This is a genomic window from Bacillus sp. DU-106 (assembly GCF_004799705.1).
Lineage (GTDB): Bacteria > Bacillota > Bacilli > Bacillales > Bacillaceae_G > Bacillus_A > Bacillus_A cereus.
Map to the genome: position 1 here is coordinate 2,626,759 of NZ_CP026607.1, position 18,729 is coordinate 2,645,487.

An 18,729-nucleotide genomic window follows, 5' to 3' on the forward strand; every position below is an offset into this window, starting at 1 on the left:
TTATATCTTGTTCCTTCATTTTAAACATAATTGTGTTCAAATAAAAATAAACCTGTCAGCCATAATGAACTGACAGTTTTATTTTTATAATTTCGTACGAACATTCCAAAGCTCTGGGAAGAATTGTTGATCAAGTACTCGCTTTAAATAAGAAACACCGGAGGATCCACCTGTACCCATTTTATGTCCAATAATTCTTTCTACTGTTTTCATATGACGGAAACGCCATTGTTGTAGCCAGTCTTCAATATCAATCAATTTTTCAGCAAGCTGATATAAATTCCAATATTTTTTCACATCCGCATACACTTCCAACCATGCTGCTTCTACTGTTGCATCTTCTTCATAAGGCTGCGTAATATCACGGTTTAACACATCTTTATGAATAGGGAATCCTTCTTTTACTAATGCTTGAATCGCGACATCATATAGACTTGGTGCATGTAGCGCTTTATGAAGTCGTGCATGTAATTCTGGATCCTTTTCATAAATTTTTAATGCGTGTGGCGTTTTATAGCCAAGTGCATACTCAATCATACGATATTGATACGATTGAAAACCTGAAGCTTGACCGAGTGAATCACGAAACTCAATATATTCTGATGGTGTTAATGTCGCAAGAATATCCCAAGATTGAATAATTTGAGACTGAATTTTTGATACACGTGCTAACATTTTAAAAGCTGGTTGTAATTTATCTTGTTTAATAGATTCAATCGCCGCATTTAGCTCATGTAAAATGAGCTTCATCCAAAGCTCACTTGCTTGGTGAATAACGATAAATAACATTTCATCATGATGGTCCGATAATCTTTTTTGAGAAGATAGTAAACTATCTAATTGTAAATACTCCCCATACGTCATATTCTCTTTAAAATCCGTATGAATCCCTTTTTCCATAATTACTTTTTCATTTTCTTTCATATTAGCCAAACGCCCCTTTTATATGATTCTACTTATATTGGTCTAATAACGGCTCGAACTGGACTTCCATCTGCATCAGTTAATGCAAGTGGTAATGCAATAAGTTCATAATCACCGTCTGCTACATGATCTAGTACGACATTTTCTAAAATATGAATTCCATGTTTAAATAATTGATGATGCGCTGCTAATTCTTTATCATCTAGCGGATCAACTGATGGTACATCTACTCCGATTAAACGAATACCTTTCTCTGAAAGAAACGACGCTATGTCTGCACGTAAATGAGGGATCACCTCTGGAAATTCTTCAGCTTTTCCATGTGAAGATGTACGTAATAATAATCGTTCTACACCTTCTAAATGAAAGCTTTCTAATTCCTTTTTCCCGATGCTTTCAAGATTAGAAACGTCAATAATCCGTGCTGGGCCAACATAAACTTGAACATCTAAATCCAATACTTTCTTTCCATCATTATCAAAATGAAATGGTGCATCAATATGAGTGCCTGTATGAATACTCATCGTTAACTTTCCGACATTTACTGAGCCACTTTCTTCTTTTGACCATGAAACTTCATACGAGAACGGTGTGTCTCCTGGCCACGTTGCAATATTATTATTTAGCGGTTGTGAAATATCAATCCACTCTGATGTTTTCATATTTATGCCACAACCTCTCGCTTATTTTCAAACTGCTTATACTCTTCATTTTTCATAATTTTCTTTAATATTTGTACAGATTTCCACACTTCTTCGTATGTGTTATATAAAGCGACCGGCGCAAGTCTCACCCCATTTGGCGCTCTAAAATCTGGAATTACTCCATTTGCTTTTAGTGCTTTACATATACGTGCTGCTTCTGCATGCTCTAAATAAATGTGCCCGCCTCGTTTTTCATCCTCTAATGGATTTCCAATTGTAAATTCGAAACCTTTTAATTCATGTCCAATTAAATTCAGCATGTATCTCGTAATATGTAAAGATTTTTCACGTAAACGTTCAATACCAGCATCTTTGAAAATTTCAAGTGAACCAATTAATGGTGCTGTACTTAAAACGTGCGGTGTACCAATTTGATAAGCACCTGCATGATCAGCAGCTGTTAATGTATGCTCCATATCAAACTGCTTATCTTTTCTAGAACTAAACCATCCAGACAACCCTGGTAGTCTATTAAAATGTTTATTATTCACATAAATTCCTGCAACGCCACCCGGTCCTGCATTTAAATATTTATAATTGCACCAAACAGCAAAATCGACATCCCAATCTTTGAAATGATGCGGAATAGATCCTATTGAATGGCATAAATCAAATCCAATGTGAATGCCGCGTTTATGAGCTTCCGTTGTTAAACGTTTCATATCAAGAATTTGACCACTTCTATATAAAACAGAAGGTAATAAAATTAAAGCGATATCATCTTCCATCGTATGGATAATATCTTCTTCAGAAAGTGTTCTACCATCTCGGCTTTTCACTCTTACTAAATGCTCCTCTGGATCTAATCCTTTTAAACGAATTTGACTTTGAAGTGCATAAATATCTGATGGGAAAGTTAATTCATCCGCAAGTATTTTTGTACGTATTCCTTTTGGTTCGTAAAACGTCGCAATAACTTGGTGTATATTTGTAGTTGTAGAACCGGTTACAATAGTTTCTTCCGGTAAAGCACCAATAAGAGGGGCTGTAAGTTTACCTAATTTCTCTGAAAGGAAAAACCACGGGTGCTCACCTTCTGTCCAGCCGTCAATGCCATACTCTTTCCACGAATCTAGCAACGTAAGTAATGATTTCTCTGCTCTTTTTGAAAGTAGCCCTAATGAGTTTCCATCTAAATATATAGTACCTTCTTTTTTATAGAATTCAGTTTGAAAATCTTTCAGTTCATCATGTTTATCACATTCAAGCGCATACTCATAAGTTGGTTGAAATGGTTCTTTATACATGGTGTCACCTTCTCTTAATTTTCTTTTTATTCTAACTAATTGAAATATATCACCTTAATTGATACAACGTCAATGATATTATGTCAGTTGACTTTATATATGAACTTCTTTTACAATACAGTTATATTTTCAGATATTTCAGTATAAAGAGGTGATTCTTTGAAAAACTCTACTCTTTCATCAAGAAAACACCGCTCCTTAGAAACGAAGAAGAAACTATTACACTCTGGTTACACTATTTTTATAAATAATGGATTTCAAAAAACGACAATTACACAAATTATTAAACATGCAGAAACTGGTTATGGAACAGCATATGTATACTTCAAAAACAAAGATGATCTCCTAATTAGTTTAATGGAAGATGTTATGAATCAATTTTATAATATTGCTGAGCGCTCTTTTTCTCCACAAACAAAAGAGGAAGCACGTATAATGATCCAAAATCAAGTTAGAGCATTCCTGCAATTAGCAGATGCAGAACGCGCTATTTTGCAAGTTGTAGAGGAAGCGATAGGATTATCAAGAGAAATACGGCAAAAATGGGATGAGATTCGGGAACGTTTTATAACAAGTATTAAACAGGATATTACTTACTCTCAAGAAAGTGGATTAGCACAACCTAATTTAAATAAAGAGATTGTAGCACGCGGTTGGTTCGCGATGAATGAATCGTTTCTTTGGACTATTACGCAAAATGATAAAAAGATTAACTTAGAGGAAATTGTGTATACGTTAACGGAGATGTATACGACCGGGTTATATAAATAACACACCGTCAATAAGTAAGGTGTGTTATTTTACATCTATAAAAATATATTATCTGGGTATGGTAGCGCTAAAGTAGGCTTTTCAGAAAATGAGAAATATTGTAGTTTTAAAGATTCACCATCTATCGATTTCAGTTTTCCACTAGTAATTTCACATTCAAACACAACAACAATATATTCTACTTGATCGCCATTCGGATATATATGACGGAACCTTTCCTCTCCAAATACCCCTTTTTGTTTTTTTACTCGTACTTTCAATCCTGTTTCTTCCCACACTTCACGAACTACCGCTTCTTCTGGAGTTTCTCCAGGCTCAATTGCTCCAGCTGGCAAACTCCAGTATTCCCCGCCAGGATATTGAAACAAAATATCTCCCTGCCCATTCTTTATAACGGCAGCTACACTCGGTATTAGAATTAGTTCATGGCCTAATTGCTCACGGATTTTTTTATAATATAGCGACATCGACATATAATTCTCTCCCACTCCAATAATAAACAACTGTATTTTCTGACACCTATTGTATAATAATAACAATAGCAATTTCTATATAGAAAGGATAAGAAAATTACTCCCCTTTATATCTGCTACACTAGATAATTTATACAGTTCTAAACCTCGCGTTTTCCATTCTTGTGAATCTTGTTTAATTATCTTTTTAAAATATTTTAGTAGTGGTCATAAAGCATACTCCTTATGATCTACATAACTAACAACATCCCATTTTAACTTTTCATTAATTTCACTCATAAGTTCGGGTATTACTACTTCACCATATTTTTTAAAACATTCATGAGTTTCTTCGTAATTTTAAAATAAAGTTTGATTAAAAATATCGTGTTAACCCGTATTCTATGGTAAATAAAAAGAATCCATTTTGAAAAAGATTGATCAAAATGGATTCTTATCCAGCAGGTTTATGTTTTGGTTTTATAAAAAAGTTTGATCATTTTCTATCAATGAAAACAATTAATTGACTATTTTTATTATGAAAAGGTCGGAGCAGGAAATTCATCAATTTTGATACGAAGTAAACTATAAGGTTTCTGTCGTAAGTCTTTTCCATAATGAAATCTAGGCTGTCGATGTAATTGGTTCACAATGACATACAAATATTGATCCGGACCAATTGAAAAAGTATCCGGCCACAAAATTCTCGGATCATGTGCGATAGTTTCCATTATGCCATTTGGCAATATCTTACGGATACTGTTGTTTTCATAATCTCCAGCATAAACAGTTCCCTTTGCATCAGTGATCATTCCATCAGACGCACCTTTTTCTCCCCAATACTCCACATGATAAGGTAAATTCATGTCCGGTATCGTTCTGTTTCTCAGGGCTTCTGTTGAGATCGAGAACAAATGCCGACTGGTTAGTGGAGCAAAAAATAATATCTTTCCATCGGGAGAAATCGCAAGACTATCAGACGCCAACCTAAATGGAGAAGTTGAACCGTCTTTGTTTCGATTCATTAAAATTTGACCTTCTACTTTCGGTAAAAAATAGGGATCGGGTGAAGTTGAATTTGCTCCATTTAACCGTCTAAACGCGTTTCCATTTGATAAATCTACGACGATAATAGCTCCTGGTCCTCTCGAAGAAGAATCCGTTATATAGGCATAACCTGCTTTTCCAACACGAAAATCAAAACGGACATCATTCAGATAAGTTGTAGGCAGGACAACATCTTCTGTAAAGGTATATACTTTTCTTATTGTATTGGTTTCTAAATCAACAGCGACTAATTTTGCTCCCCCTTTAATAGGTTCAGAAAAATTGGGTGCCGCTGTATCTAATATCCAAAGCGTTCCCCTTCCATCAGCAACTACACTTTGGACACTGATGAAAGTCATTGGGATATTCTCGGGGTTAGCCAAATTGGTTTGTAAATTAGGATAAGGCTGCAATTTATCCTCAAAAATTTCCGCCACCGTAAATTTAACATCGTCTCCCCATTTCGGAAAGCAAATGAAAATACGACCGGTTTCTGAAACAGTAACACCTGTAGGCATAGCCCCATAAAATGCATAAACTAGTTCTAAATTACCGAAATATTTTTCACTAGGTAACATAGGTTTCATAATATCCTCCTCAAGCATTCAAACGGGATATCTCCTATATATGATTTATATTTTTTCTAGTGCATGTTTCTTAATAAGTTTTTCTATACGAAAAGATGATTGAATTGATTGTTTTCGAAATTTAATAAGTCTGTCAGAAGAAAGGAAGCATTTTAATTTAAAGGTCTCCAGATGAAGTAGAATTCAATTAGCAGGTAGCGAAGTTCAATATTCCCGAATCAACGTTAAGCTGGTATAAAAAATGGGGAAATTTCCCCATTTAAATTTGTGAAAAAATGTACTTAAGCTAAACAGCCCGTTAGTTTAAGTGTAACACTTCACAAACAATATTTTGAGTATTCTTATTATTCCTGTTTCCTCAACAATCTGGCCCTTTAATTGAACAATAAAATAAAGGTGAGTACATATTAGTCATGTATAATATGCGCTCACCTTTATTTTTTTAGGATTTTTAGCTTTTAGGTCTTGATAATAATTTTTAGTGGTTTTATTAACAATTTATATTTAGTAAATGTGCTTTTCATGAATTTGATATAAGTCAAAAGAATTTCCTGTCCAATATAACTACGCATGTTAGCCCACTTCTTCTTTATCCAGTCTGCTTACAATTCCAACTATAAATTTATATTCAATCCTCTTCTTCTTAATCTTTTTAAATCCTTCTTTCGTATCAAAAATTAAACACGTTTTCCGAAACCACATTCGTACATATAGTGACTCAAAATAAATAGGTTTTATAATTCCTCGTTCTTCAAATTCAGTTCCATCTTTATTTTCGGTTTCTGTTCGAACGAACCACCTATTTCCGAAGCCAATTTCAATATACTTCACATAAGTCCCCCTTCCGGGAATTATTTTCTAACAATTCTATTATTTCCCCGGTAAGCGCACATTCCGACAGAACATGAGCCCACAAAGAAAAAGTAGATTACAAAAATCTACTTTATAGCTTATATTTCTGCATTCGTTTATAAAATGTACTTCGAGGAACATTTAACAGTTTTGCGGCTAACGAAACATTTCCGTTTGTCTTTTGTAATGCTTCAATCATGCTATCACGCTGTATTTTTTCGCGAAAATTCAATGTATGTTCGGTTTTATTTTCAACTTGTAACTCAAGTTGTTGTTGATTTCCCATCATTGTTTGTATCAAAAGAGCGACTTGTTTTTCGCATATTTCCCGTCCTTGCGACAAAATGTAAATGCGTTCTAATGCATTTACTAGTTCTCGAATATTTCCGGGCCATGTATGTTGTAAAAATTGATTGCAAATACTCTTCGGAAATACAACATTCCAATTCTTCTGTTCGCAAAAGTGTTGTATAAAATATGGGATATCCTCTTTTCTTTCTATTAACGATGGAACATATAACGGATAAACGTGCAAACGATAATATAAATCTTGACGGAATTTCCCTTCTTCTACTAACCGTAGTAAATCTTTATGTGTGGCAGTAATAATACGAATATTTACTGGTACCTCTTTTGAACTTCCTATTGGAGTTATTGTACGTTCTTGTAAAACACGCAATAATGCTACTTGCATCTCTGGTGGTACTTCACCAATTTCATCTAAAAATAATGTTCCTCCATTCGCTTGTTCAAATTTCCCTTTATATCCTTGACGTCGCGCACCTGTAAATGCACCTTCAGCATAACCGAACAATTCACTTTCTATTAATTCTTTAGGCAAAGAACCGCAGTTAACAGCTATAAAGGGCCCGTCTTTTCTTGGACTATTTTCATGAATCGCTCTCGCGACATATTCCTTCCCTACTCCTGTCTCACCACATACATACACACTAACATCAGTCGGTGAAACAAGCTTAATTTCTTCTAGTGTGTGTTGAAATGCTTTGCTTGTCCCGGTAACTCCTGGAAAAGTAATTCCTTTTATAAATGTGAAAGCAGAATATGTATTCATTTGTTTGTTTTCCTTTAAATACATACATTTCCCGATCATTCTTTCATTACTATATACCGGTATCTCTAATTTAGTTTCCAATCCATGGTGCACTAAATCTTCAAGTTTCATTCTTGACCAATTAGTTACTCGTTCCCGAACGCTCTTACTCGCAGAAACGATAACATCACGATGATTACAAATAACTACTTGTTCATCACTATCAATGACATCTAAAAAACGATGGATTAAGTGTAATTCATTTTGATGAACTCTTATGCTACATTCACGTTCAATCGCATGTGCAATTGAAGTTACCATACCGAGCATATATGGATGTGAAAATTCAATTGGACAGGAGAAATCTAGAATACCAATTAATTTCCCGTCATCGTTATGAATGGGAGCAGCCGCACAACTCCAGCTATGAGATGCCACGGAGTAATGTTCAGTACCACTTATCATAATAGCTTCTTCAATTTCTAGCGCTGTTCCTATTGCGTTTGTCCCCACAGCTGCTTCCGTCCATTTTACACCTTCAATAAAATTAATATGTTTCGCTCGCTTTAACGTTTGTTTATTTCCACTTAAGGATAGAACATAACCATCTGGATCGATTAATAATGCCATCATTTGTAGTTCATCAATGGTTTTTCTCAAATTTTGTATTTGGGGTAATGCTATATCAAGGAAAATTTCACTCTTTTTCTTTTGTTCTCGAAAAATATTAGAAGACAAAACTTTCTGACCTTTATTCATGTGAGGATTAACATTAGCCTGTTTACATCGATGCCACGATTCTGAAATTCTTTGATTTATGCGATTTGAATCAAGAACACCTTCATTAACAAACTTTTTCCATGCATGTAAGTAAAACGGTGAAGCTAACATTGTATCATCTCCCTTTTAATTGTTTTGGAGATTTATAAAACATACTTTTATTATAAAACTGAATAAAAGCGTTTTTAATACAACTAGCAATACGACACAAATATGTTAATAATTTGAATATCCTAATGCACTTCTTTATTCTTTTTTAGTAGCACTATATTTTGTATAATGGACGCAAACAAAATACATAACCAAAACCACTTTTGTGGATTACCATTTATAAAGAAAACAATCACGGCTATTGCAAATAAAATAGCGGATGCTAAACTAAAATATAATTTTGTTTTAATTTCTATTATCCCTCACCCCTCTGTTACTTTACAGTACATACTAACTCTTCATTTTTCATCTCTACTATGTACTCCTGTAAAACATATTCTTTCCCGCCATGGTTTTCATACCATTCATGTATTCCTTTAATATGCCTCTCGTCACTTCTAATTTTCGATTCTATTTCATTATACTGTTCATAACTATCATATTCCCATATGGCAAATACTTCAGACGTACCATTCTTATTATCTTTCATCCAGCGTCCTATTAGCCTAGAACCATGCTTTAATTGATTAGGTAAGTTCGTATTATTGAAATGATCATTAAATACTTCTATGAATTTCATTTTTCACTACATAGTACTTCCTTCTGTAAAACATACTTCTTCACCTCTTTCATGAAAAGTATTAGTAAATCTTCCCATCAATACCGTATTATAATACTTTCCATCCGATAGTCTTTTGTCATTTTTCAAAATGCCTTCTACTTCAAAACCTAATTTTTTATACAGATGAATAGCTTTCTCGTTTGTCTCTAATACTTGTAAAGATATTTTATTTACTGCATTTTCGTCAGCCCATTTAATAGATTGTTGTAATAGGCTCTTCCCCATTCTATATCCCCAAAACTCTTTTAAAATGCAAACGCCAAACTCCACTTTATGAGATAATCTCTTAAAATTTGATCCTTCACATCTTGAAAATCCAACGATTCGATTGTGCACTTCTGCAACTAAAAAGAGATTCTTAGTCTCTTCACTATCTGTTTTTATTATTTTTTGAAACCCTAGGTCATCTATAAATCCCTCTCCAGCATCTCTATCCATATTTTCAGTTTCTCCATCAATCTGAACTCTAATTTTCGATAACTGCTCAGCATCTTTCTCAGCTGCAGAACGAATTGTATAAGTTAATCCATTTATATAAAACTCTTGCTCTTTTACAATCATGTCAAACTCCTTTCAAATGAATATAATGGTGCTATTACAACTTGTTTACCTTGTTTCTCAAAGTCCTGAACAGTTTCTTTACTAGCCTCTTCGTCAGTTATAATAATGTCAATTTCTTTTAGAGACTCTCCTCTTATAAAACAATCTATTCCAAGTTTATTATGCGGAACTAAACAAATATTTCTTCTAGCAATTTCACTTACTCTTTTACTAAAATAAGCAACTTCAGGTGTTGCAGTACTAATACCTTGTAATGAAATGCCTCCACCTGTGGAGAAATAAAGGTCAATAGAAAATCTACTTATCAATTCAGAGGCAAGTGTATCAGTAATATTCCCTGAAGGTTTTACTTTTCCGCCAATTAAATACGTATCAATATTCTTATATTCTCGTAGATAACCAGCTATTTCTATAGAATTCGTAATAACCGTAAATGATACTTCCGGTAAATATTTCAGCATCGCATTATGAACGGGAGCCCCGCCAATAAAAATTGAATCACCTTCTTGTATATAAGATACCGCAACTCTTGCAATTGTGTCCTCATATATTGAGCTATCACTATAACGTTTAGTTGGTTCCGCAGCTAAGTTTCTCACTCGCGTAAGTTCAATTGCACCTCCGTGCGTTCTTTTTAATAAACCATCCTTTTCCATAATAGACAAATCTCTTCTTATAGAATCAATAGACATATCAAATCTTTCCGCAAGATCCTTTGCTATTACTCTTCCATCTGTATTAAGTCGTTCTAAAATTTTCTCTCGACGTTCTTCAGTAAACATGTTATCACCACCGTTATTGAAGGTTCAGAAACTTAAACTTTATTTTAATTATATGCATGCCTCTTCCGTTTTACAATATTTTCAATTCTTATTTATTCCGTTTTATACAGTCTTCTCCCTCTTTCTATCCTGTTAACTTGACAACCAAATAAATGTATATCTGTATATTACGCAAAAACACTTCCATTTACCTTCCTATTGATGTAAAATTATTCCTATGTTTTACTTTTTAATACAGAAAGGGATTACTATGAAATCATTAATCAAAACGACATGTACAGCATTATTATTTACTGGAATATTAACAGGATGTAATAGCAATACTACATCAAAACAAGAAAAGAGCGCTCTCGAAAAGAATGCAATGCACTATGGAGAAATAGTTAAAAACGAATACTATAGAGCGACAGTTGAGAATGCAAAGTTTGAAAAAATAGACAAAGAGCGGCGCCTTACTACTCGTGTTATGATTAATAATGTTCGAGACGATGGACAAACTATTGATCTTTCGGAAATAAAATATTTCATACAAGATGAAAAAACTGGTGAGAAATATGAAGGTGAAGCTCATCCGATAGATGACGAGCACTATAAAAATGTTCCACACGAGTTCTCTTTAACTACTGACGTTGTATTTGAACTGAAAACTTCACCAAAAGATTTAAATAATATGTATTTATACATAGATAGCAAAGCAGCGCCGTTAACAGATACATATTGGAAGCTTGATAATTTAGTATCTAAATAGAAAGACCAGTCTTACATGACTGGTCTTTTACATTCATACATTTAACTTTCATTAACACTTATATTCATTTTCTAATAACAACTTGAATAACATCAGCTAAACCAGTGTGCCCTTTCCCTTCAATTCGCTCTTGTTCGCCATTAAAGAAATGAATTACCTTATGTTCTTCACACCAAGTAAGGATATCAATTGGATCATACAGCATATCAACATCTTTTGGTCCACCAGTACCATAGTTTATTTGTTTTTTTGAGTAAACTTCAAACATAATTAAACCACCAGGCTTTATCGTTTGTATCATTTTACCTAATATCATTTTTTTATAATCATCATGAAAATGTCCAAATACCATAATTGCTGCATCATATTCATTTTCTGCCAAACTATCAGCCAATAAATCTACTTTTTTTGTATGCACGTTTACGTTATGCTTCTCTGCCAATTTTTTTGTCTTCTCTAATCCATCTTCCGAATAATCAATAGCTGTTACTTCGTTCCCTTGTCTTGCTAGAAATACAGCATTTCTACCTTCTCCCTCCGCGAAAGCTATTACTTTATTGTGATTTGCTAAACGAAATGCTTGTTCTTTAATAAATGTATTAGGTTCTTTACCGTAAAAATATTCATCTGATTTATATCGATCATTCCAAAATTTAGTCATCATCTTCTCTCCTTCTTCATATCATTTTCTAACTAAAATTAAAGATATCAAAGAGTCTTTTTATCCTTAATTAATTTAAAAATAAAAGCAGATTAAAAATCCACTTTTATTTTTTTCGCAAGATCTACGATTTTTTGATTTCGTAACTCTTCTTCCATTTTCTCTTCTGCTGCAAGCATTACTTCATTAATTAAACATCCAGGTTTGTCATGTAAACAACATTCAAACAATGATGTTTTACCTTCAATTGCATGTATAATATCTAAAAATGAAATATCTTCCCAATTCTTACTAAGCGAGTAACCGCCCTTTGGACCAGATGATGAATGTATCATCCCTTCCTTCGTCAACTTAGTTAGTATTTTAGACAAGTACGTTGGTGAAACATTTTGCATTTCTGCTAATTGGTGAACACTAACTAACTTATTTGGTGTAGCCTTTGCCAGAAAAAGTATTGTATGAAGAGCATAATTTGTAGCTTTAGAATATTTCATAGTACAGCCCCTATTGTAGACTTCATGTATCTACAATAACTTTATTTTTTTATTATGTCAAACGTTTGTAATGCTCCATAAAAAATTATTTATTCACAAGTAATACATCTGTCGCACAAATCGTCACTTCTCTAAATGGACAGTCAAATAAAACACCTAGTTCAAAACCATCTTCAGTAATAGCTATTTCATGATATAACCACCAAGCATTTTCAAAGTTTTCCGGCATAGAACAATTTGTTACTCCTATAAAGGTTACTTCAAGTTTATCAAATTCACTAAAAGTACCACTGCAATCTAATACGATAGACAAAGTATCTTCTGATTCTCTCTTTATTACTTTAATTACACTATCGTGTAGTGATGTCTTGTGTAACTGAGCGACATTTGACGGAAGTTTTTTCTCAATGGAATTAAAATATTCTACGTATGATTGATCTAATTGTGCCATTCTTTTCTCATAATCTGTTGTCCACTCTTGCATACGTTTTTTCAGTTCACCTAATGGATATTCTGAATTAATTGTGATGTTTTGTATAATTGAGTATATCGATTCAGGAAGGAATTTTAATAAATCTATTTTCCTTTCCTCTATTTCTTCCTTTAAACTTTGTATATCCATTTCCGCCCATTCTTTTATAGACTCTATAAAACTTACAAATTCTAAAACTTGCATTTTTTTATACCATTCTCTTGTAAAATATTTCAATGACACCTCTCCTAAAATATCTTTACATCCAGTAAAAGCAATACATCCACTTATTATATCATTCCAATAACCATTTTTTCTAAAGAAATAATGTAAAAATGTAAATATTCCGCCTATTATTTCTAAAACTTCAGAATATTTACAAAAGTATAAAATTAGAATACATTTTAGCTGTACAAGATTCACCTGTACAAAAATTCAAACAAAAAGGGATGGTTATATGTTGAAGAAATTAGTAGCAGGGACATTAGTAGCGGGTTTTGCACTAACTGGAGGACTAGGTGCGGTAAGTGCTGAAGAAAAAAGTAACACAATTAAGTCATTTGATTATTTAAAAGTGGATGAACAAAATGTTAATTCATTTGCAAAATTAAGTGATCAGGATAAGAAAGATATCCAAATTACTATGGTATTACCAGAGCAAAATGAAAATGGAGATTGGCTAGCTTATGGTTTTACTAGCCGTGAAACATTAGATGCGTATATTGAAAAGGATAAAAAAGCAATTAAAAATAAAATTAATCCTTTAGGTAGCGGTGCTGGTAGTACTGATTTTTATGAACATAAAGATAAAGGTGGCCAATATATTTACTGGAGTAGCGGCTTTAAAAACTTACCATCTAGCTGGAATGACAGAATTTCTTCTGTAAGTACAGCGTCACCTTCTGCAAGTTATTCAACGACACTTTGGGAGCACACTTCAACACAAGGATATGGAAAAGGCGTTTTATTTAAACATGCTGATTGGTACGGTAAAACTGCTAATTTAGCTGCTGATTGGAACGATATTACTTCAGCGATTGAAATTAAATAGTAATAAGATATTTAATTTCTTCTATAAAAATTCAAACCACTATTCTCTCTTTCGTTTAGAGAATAGTGGTTTATCATATTTCCATTTAAGCATGTACAGCATGTCCTACCGCTTGCATTAACGCTTCATGAATCGCCTCAGATAAAGTTGGATGTGCTGCAATATAATCTCTCATTATATCAGCGGTAACTTCTGTATGAATCATTACGGTTCCTTGACCAATAAGTTCAGTTGCATAAGGACCGATAATAGAAATCCCTACAATTTCTTGGTATTTAGGTTCCACAATGACTTTTACTTTCCCTACTTGTTCTCCTAAAATAAGAGCTTTTCCGTTCGCTGTAAAAGGAAATTCTCCGATGAGAATATCACCATATTGTTCTCTTGCACCTTTTTCACTTAACCCGACACTAGCTATTTCTGGAGCTGTGTATATACATCGAGGCACAGCGTGATAATTTACTTTCACGTCTTCTCCACTTGCGTGTAATGCTGCTGTCGTTCCTTCATGGAAGGCAACGTGAGCAAGCTGAATTCCACCGATTACATCACCAGCTGCGTAAATATGCGATACGTTCGTTTGCATATGTTCATTCACAGAAATCCCTTTATTTGAAAACTGAACCCCTGCCTTTTCTAATCCTAATTGTTGCACTCGTGGTTTTCTTCCTACAGAAACAAGAACAAATTCTGGAGTTACTTCGTGAGTAATTCCCTCGTACTCAAATGAAGCTTGCTTCTTATAGTTATTTAATCCTTTTAAAACTGCTCCCGTAAAAATTTTCACACCATCTTTTTCTAATTTCTCTCTTAAAATATTCGCGATATCTTCATCTTCACCAGGTAGTAATTGCGGTGCCATTTCAACTATCGATACTTTTGTGCCAAGTCTACTATAAATACTTGCAAACTCACATCCTATTACACCACCGCCAACGATTAACAATGAAGATGGTACACTCTCAAGAGACATGGCATGGCTACTATTTAAAATCCATTTTCCATCGAACGGAGCGAATGGTAATTCTGTAGGTTCGGAACCAGATGCGATAATAAAGCTCTCTCCATCAACTACTTCTTCTTTATTTCCTTGTACAACTCGCACACGATGATCCGTTTCGAATTTCGCTTTTCCTTTTACAACTTTAATTTTATTTTTCTTCATTAAATATTGTATTCCTTGGACGAGTTGCATTACGATTTGTGATTTTCTCGCCTGTATTTGATCCCAATCAATTGATATACTTCCTGTATTAAGCGTAACTCCATAATCATTCGCTTTTCTCACAATGTCATGTATTTCAGCACTTTCTAACAGTGACTTCGTAGGCATACAACCAACATTTAAACACGTTCCGCCAAGTTCAGCTTCATCAATAAGAGTGACACCTTTGCCATTTTGAGCCGCGGTAATTGCCGCTACATATCCAGCTGGTCCGCCTCCCATTACAACTAGTTTACTCATTCTCTCACCTTCTCTTTATAAAAGAATTGTTATAGGTTCTTCTAAATAATGTTTAATTGTGCGTAAAAATGCAGCTGCTGGTGCACCGTCTAGTACACGATGATCGAATGTTAAACTTAAAGGTAACATACTACCTTTTTTTAATTTTTTCCCTTTATATACAGGAACATGTTCAATTGCGCCAATACCTAAAATGCCAGTCTCAGGTGTATTTAGTACAGGTGTGAAATATTCAATACCAAAGCTACCTAAATTACTAATTGTAAATGTCGTTCCGTGCATATCATCACTACTTAAGCTACCTGCTCGCGCCTTTTGTGCCACATTCTTAATCTCTTTAGACAATTCTACTAAAGATAAATTATTTGCAAAGCGAATAGCTGGAACGATTAACCCTTTTTCTAATGCGACTGCCATGCCTAAATGCACATGTTCAAATTGATGAATTGCATCATCTATATAAGCGCTGTTCATTTCTTTATGCTCTCCAAGTGCTAATACAGCAGCACGCGAGACAAAATCCGTAATGGTTAATTTATTATCATATCTTTTTTGTACAACTTTCGCTATTTCTTTATGTAAAGCAACTAAATCTGTTACATCTACTTTCATCGTTAACGTTAATTGTGCGCTATTTTTTAAGCTTGCGTGCATACGATTTGCGATCGCTTTACGCATACCAGTAACAGGAATCACGTTACTTTCTTCTTGTTCAGATATTTCCGGAACGATTCCTCTTACCTCAAGTGCTTTTAATACATCTGCCTTTGTAATCCTTCCGCCAGGACCTGTACCAACTAATGCCTTGATATCCAGATTTTCAGACTTTGCAATTTTCTTGGCTACAGGTGAAATTTTAATTCTTTGCTTCGATACTTCTTTCCCATTTGCTTCTTGATTTTGTACATTTTGTACTTCTATATTAGATGTTTTTTCTTCTACAACATGTGTGCTTTCCTGCATTTCTACCTTTTCATTCGGTTTACCGATGTAGCAAATTACAGTACCAGGCGGCACTCCTTCATCTTCACTTACAGCTATATCAAGTACCGTACCATCAGCTGGCGCTTCAATTTCCGTTTCAATTTTTTCTGAATTAATACTAGCAATTAGTTCTCCTTTTGCTACATTATCGCCTGCTTTAATATTCCAGCTCGTAATAATACCTTCTTTCATCGCCATACCTAACTTCGGCATTACAACTTCTACAGCCATGTCTCTCTCTCCCTTCTCATCGTTTTATTACACATGTAATAAAGATTGGTCTCCGATCATTTCTGATACAGTTTCAATTACTTTTTCTGGTGTTGGCAAATACAACTTTTCAAGTGGTGGTGAGAACGGAACGGGTGTATGTGGTGCTGTAATTCGTTTAATAGGTGCATCTAACAAATCAAAACCTTTATCCGCTACAATTGCCGCAATATCTGCTGCAATACTACATCTAGGATTCGCTTCGTCAATGACGATAAGACGATTTGTTTTTTCAACAGATGATAAAATAGTATCTTCATCAAGTGGTGATAAAGATCGTGGATCAATTACTTCTACTTCAAGCCCCTTTTTCGATAATTGCTTTGCAGCTGCAAGCGCTGTATGAACTTGCTTTCCGATTGCGACAATTGTTACATCAGAACCTTCCCGTTTAATATCTGCTTTTCCTAATGGAATTGTATAGTATCCTTCTGGCACTTCACCTTTCATATTGTAAAGTGTTTTATCCTCAAAGAAGATTACTGGATCATCATCTTCAATTGCCGCTAATAATAAGCCTTTTGCATCATACGGTGTGGAAGGAATAACAACTTTAATACCTGGTATGCTCGTAAATAATGCGTACAAACTTTGTGAATGTTGAGCTGCTGCACTAAAACCAGCGCCATGCATCGTACGTACTGTAACGGGTACTTTTGCTTTACCTCCAAACATATAACGGAATTTCGCACCTTGGTTTAATACTTGGTCAAGACAACTACCGATAAAATCATTAAACATTAACTCAGCTATCGGACGTAACCCAGTTGCAGCAGCTGCCATCGCAGCTCCCATATAACCCGCTTCAGAAATTGGTGTATCCAATATACGATTTCGGCCAAACTCTTGTACAAGTCCTTTCGTAACACCAAGAACACCACCCCAAGCTTCATCATCTTGCAGGTGATCAACTTGTGCACCTCCTGCAACATCTTCACCTATTAAAATTACATTTTCATCACGACGCATTGAGATTTTCATCGCTTCATTAATTGCAGTTGACATACTTACTGTTCTAGTCATAATTTTTCACCCTCCTCTTATTTGTAAGAAACGTATACATCTTTTAATAATTCTTCATCGTCTGGGTATGGACTATTTTCACTAAATTCAATGGATCTTTGTACTGCATCATCTACTGCTTTTTCCATATCAACAAGTTCAGATTCTGTTAATAAACCTTCATGAATTAAATGCTTACGGAAATTCACAATTGCATCTTTTTCGTTTAAATGTTCTTCTTTTTCTTCTGATGTTTTATATGTTTGCGCTTCACCTTCGAAATGACCATAATTACGATATGTCATACATTCAATAATTGTTGGACCATCACCATTACGCGCACGTTCCACTGCTTCTGCAGCAGCTTTATATACAGCTAGAAGATCTTTTCCATCTACTTGAACACCTGGAATATTATAAGCTTTTGCGCGATCAGCGATAGAATCACAACTTGAAGCATATTCAAATGTAGTTGCTTCACCGTAACCGTTATTTTCTGCAATAAAAATAACTGGTAACTTCCAAATCGCCGCTAAATTAACCCCTTCATGGAATGTTCCTTCATTATTTGCTCCGTCACCGAAGAAGCAAACACTTACATCTTTTGTTCCTTTATATTTAGCTGTTAATGCTGAACCGCAAGCAAGTGGGAAACCCCCGCCTACAATGCCATTCGCACCAAGCATTCCTTTATCTAAATCGGCAATATGCATGGAACCGCCTTTACCTTTACATAATCCTGTCGCTTTCCCGAAAAGTTCAGCCATCATACCATTTAAATCACAACCTTTTGCGATACAATGTCCATGACCTCTATGTGTACTTGTAATATTGTCACTATCCGTTAAGTGGGCACATACACCAACTGCTACCGCTTCTTCACCTGCGTATAAATGAACGAAACCTGGCAAAACGCCTTGCGCGAACAATTCATGCACCTTATCTTCAAACTTACGAATCTCTAACATTTTTTCGTACATCCAACGAGCTTGTTCTTTCGTAATTTCATTCCCTTTACTTTCAGTTGTTTTTAACATGTCCAGCCCTCCTAT

The 18,729-nt window shown here is 34.4% G+C and carries 19 protein-coding genes and 1 pseudogene; 3 read left to right on the plus strand and 17 right to left on the minus strand.

The features are described 5' to 3' along the window. Positions 1-84 precede the first annotated feature (84 nt). The 3 genes from kynA to kynU are packed head-to-tail and all read right to left on the minus strand — an operon-like array spanning position 85 to position 2,875. The gene (gene kynA / locus C3Y97_RS13365; RefSeq protein ID WP_000661957.1) at positions 85-924 is read right to left on the minus strand and encodes a tryptophan 2,3-dioxygenase; all 840 of its coding nucleotides are present in this window, start codon (positions 922-924) and stop codon (positions 85-87) included. A 32-nt stretch (positions 925-956) separates the two neighbouring features. Further along, entirely contained in the window at positions 957-1,586 is a 630-nt protein-coding gene (gene kynB / locus C3Y97_RS13370; protein ID WP_000858074.1) for an arylformamidase, read from the minus strand. Positions 1,587-1,588: 2 nt separating this feature from the next. Next, the gene (gene kynU, locus C3Y97_RS13375; RefSeq protein WP_075677120.1) at positions 1,589-2,875 is read right to left on the minus strand and encodes a kynureninase; all 1,287 of its coding nucleotides are present in this window, start codon (positions 2,873-2,875) and stop codon (positions 1,589-1,591) included. A 159-nt stretch (positions 2,876-3,034) separates the two neighbouring features. Here kynU and C3Y97_RS13380 point away from each other — a divergent pair, with 159 nt between their 5' ends. Next, positions 3,035-3,646 carry a TetR/AcrR family transcriptional regulator gene (locus C3Y97_RS13380; protein WP_000798536.1) on the plus strand — a complete coding sequence of 204 codons (612 nt, stop codon included), beginning with the start codon at positions 3,035-3,037 and terminating at the stop codon, positions 3,644-3,646. 35 nt (positions 3,647-3,681) lie between these two features. On the opposite strand, the gene C3Y97_RS13385 is transcribed toward C3Y97_RS13380, so the two are convergent. From C3Y97_RS13385 to C3Y97_RS13420, 7 genes and pseudogenes are all read right to left on the minus strand, one after another. After that, the gene (locus C3Y97_RS13385; RefSeq protein WP_136363451.1) at positions 3,682-4,119 is read right to left on the minus strand and encodes an NUDIX hydrolase; all 438 of its coding nucleotides are present in this window, start codon (positions 4,117-4,119) and stop codon (positions 3,682-3,684) included. A 515-nt stretch (positions 4,120-4,634) separates the two neighbouring features. After that, positions 4,635-5,732: an L-dopachrome tautomerase-related protein gene (locus C3Y97_RS13395; RefSeq protein ID WP_000803865.1), complete on the minus strand. Its 1,098-nt coding sequence runs from the start codon at positions 5,730-5,732 to the stop codon at positions 4,635-4,637. A 573-nt stretch (positions 5,733-6,305) separates the two neighbouring features. Next, on the minus strand, positions 6,306-6,563 hold the full coding sequence (locus C3Y97_RS13400) for a DUF3977 family protein (RefSeq protein WP_136363452.1): 258 nt from the start codon (positions 6,561-6,563) through the stop codon (positions 6,306-6,308). 112 nt (positions 6,564-6,675) lie between these two features. Continuing rightward, complete coding sequence (locus tag C3Y97_RS13405) at positions 6,676-8,526, minus strand: sigma-54-dependent Fis family transcriptional regulator (RefSeq protein ID WP_136363453.1); 1,851 nt, start codon at positions 8,524-8,526, stop codon at positions 6,676-6,678. A gap of 313 nt (positions 8,527-8,839) precedes the next feature. Further along, positions 8,840-9,179 (minus strand): annotated as a pseudogene (locus tag C3Y97_RS13410) (NIPSNAP family protein). Further along, positions 9,152-9,748 (minus strand): GNAT family N-acetyltransferase, encoded by a 597-nt coding sequence (locus C3Y97_RS13415; RefSeq protein WP_000635680.1) that lies wholly within the window; start codon positions 9,746-9,748, stop codon positions 9,152-9,154. The pseudogene C3Y97_RS13410 and the gene C3Y97_RS13415 overlap by 28 nt, the downstream one beginning before the upstream one ends. Beyond that, a complete protein-coding gene (locus C3Y97_RS13420) occupies positions 9,745-10,530 on the minus strand; it encodes a DeoR/GlpR family DNA-binding transcription regulator (protein WP_000493652.1) in 786 nt (261 codons plus the stop codon). Before C3Y97_RS13420 ends, C3Y97_RS13415 begins: the two co-directional genes overlap by 4 nt. A gap of 250 nt (positions 10,531-10,780) precedes the next feature. Here C3Y97_RS13420 and C3Y97_RS13425 point away from each other — a divergent pair, with 250 nt between their 5' ends. Continuing rightward, the gene (locus tag C3Y97_RS13425; protein WP_000838466.1) at positions 10,781-11,278 is read left to right on the plus strand and encodes a hypothetical protein; all 498 of its coding nucleotides are present in this window, start codon (positions 10,781-10,783) and stop codon (positions 11,276-11,278) included. A 64-nt stretch (positions 11,279-11,342) separates the two neighbouring features. Here C3Y97_RS13425 and C3Y97_RS13430 read toward each other — a convergent pair whose 3' ends face one another. The 3 genes from C3Y97_RS13430 to C3Y97_RS13440 all read right to left on the minus strand — a co-directional run bounded on the left by C3Y97_RS13430 (position 11,343) and on the right by C3Y97_RS13440 (position 13,142). After that, a complete protein-coding gene (locus C3Y97_RS13430; protein ID WP_002204770.1) occupies positions 11,343-11,942 on the minus strand; it encodes a class I SAM-dependent methyltransferase in 600 nt (199 codons plus the stop codon). Positions 11,943-12,031: 89 nt separating this feature from the next. Next, on the minus strand, positions 12,032-12,433 hold the full coding sequence (locus C3Y97_RS13435; protein ID WP_000877642.1) for an Rrf2 family transcriptional regulator: 402 nt from the start codon (positions 12,431-12,433) through the stop codon (positions 12,032-12,034). A gap of 85 nt (positions 12,434-12,518) precedes the next feature. Continuing rightward, on the minus strand, positions 12,519-13,142 hold the full coding sequence (locus tag C3Y97_RS13440) for a DUF4085 domain-containing protein (RefSeq protein WP_136363454.1): 624 nt from the start codon (positions 13,140-13,142) through the stop codon (positions 12,519-12,521). Between the two features lie 220 nt (positions 13,143-13,362). Here C3Y97_RS13440 and C3Y97_RS13445 point away from each other — a divergent pair, with 220 nt between their 5' ends. Then, positions 13,363-13,956: a hypothetical protein gene (locus tag C3Y97_RS13445; RefSeq protein WP_000914434.1), complete on the plus strand. Its 594-nt coding sequence runs from the start codon at positions 13,363-13,365 to the stop codon at positions 13,954-13,956. An 85-nt stretch (positions 13,957-14,041) separates the two neighbouring features. On the opposite strand, the gene lpdA is transcribed toward C3Y97_RS13445, so the two are convergent. Genes lpdA through acoA form a run of 4 tightly spaced genes read right to left on the minus strand, consistent with a single transcriptional unit; the run spans position 14,042 to position 18,714 of the window. After that, entirely contained in the window at positions 14,042-15,421 is a 1,380-nt protein-coding gene (gene lpdA, locus C3Y97_RS13450; RefSeq protein ID WP_000041232.1) for a dihydrolipoyl dehydrogenase, read from the minus strand. Between the two features lie 15 nt (positions 15,422-15,436). Then, complete coding sequence (locus C3Y97_RS13455; RefSeq protein WP_000257773.1) at positions 15,437-16,636, minus strand: dihydrolipoamide acetyltransferase family protein; 1,200 nt, start codon at positions 16,634-16,636, stop codon at positions 15,437-15,439. A gap of 27 nt (positions 16,637-16,663) precedes the next feature. Then, positions 16,664-17,698 carry an acetoin:2,6-dichlorophenolindophenol oxidoreductase subunit beta gene (gene acoB / locus C3Y97_RS13460; RefSeq protein WP_136363455.1) on the minus strand — a complete coding sequence of 345 codons (1,035 nt, stop codon included), beginning with the start codon at positions 17,696-17,698 and terminating at the stop codon, positions 16,664-16,666. Between the two features lie 17 nt (positions 17,699-17,715). Beyond that, entirely contained in the window at positions 17,716-18,714 is a 999-nt protein-coding gene (acoA, locus tag C3Y97_RS13465; RefSeq protein WP_000921269.1) for an acetoin:2,6-dichlorophenolindophenol oxidoreductase subunit alpha, read from the minus strand. Between the last annotated feature and the right edge of the window lie 15 nt (positions 18,715-18,729).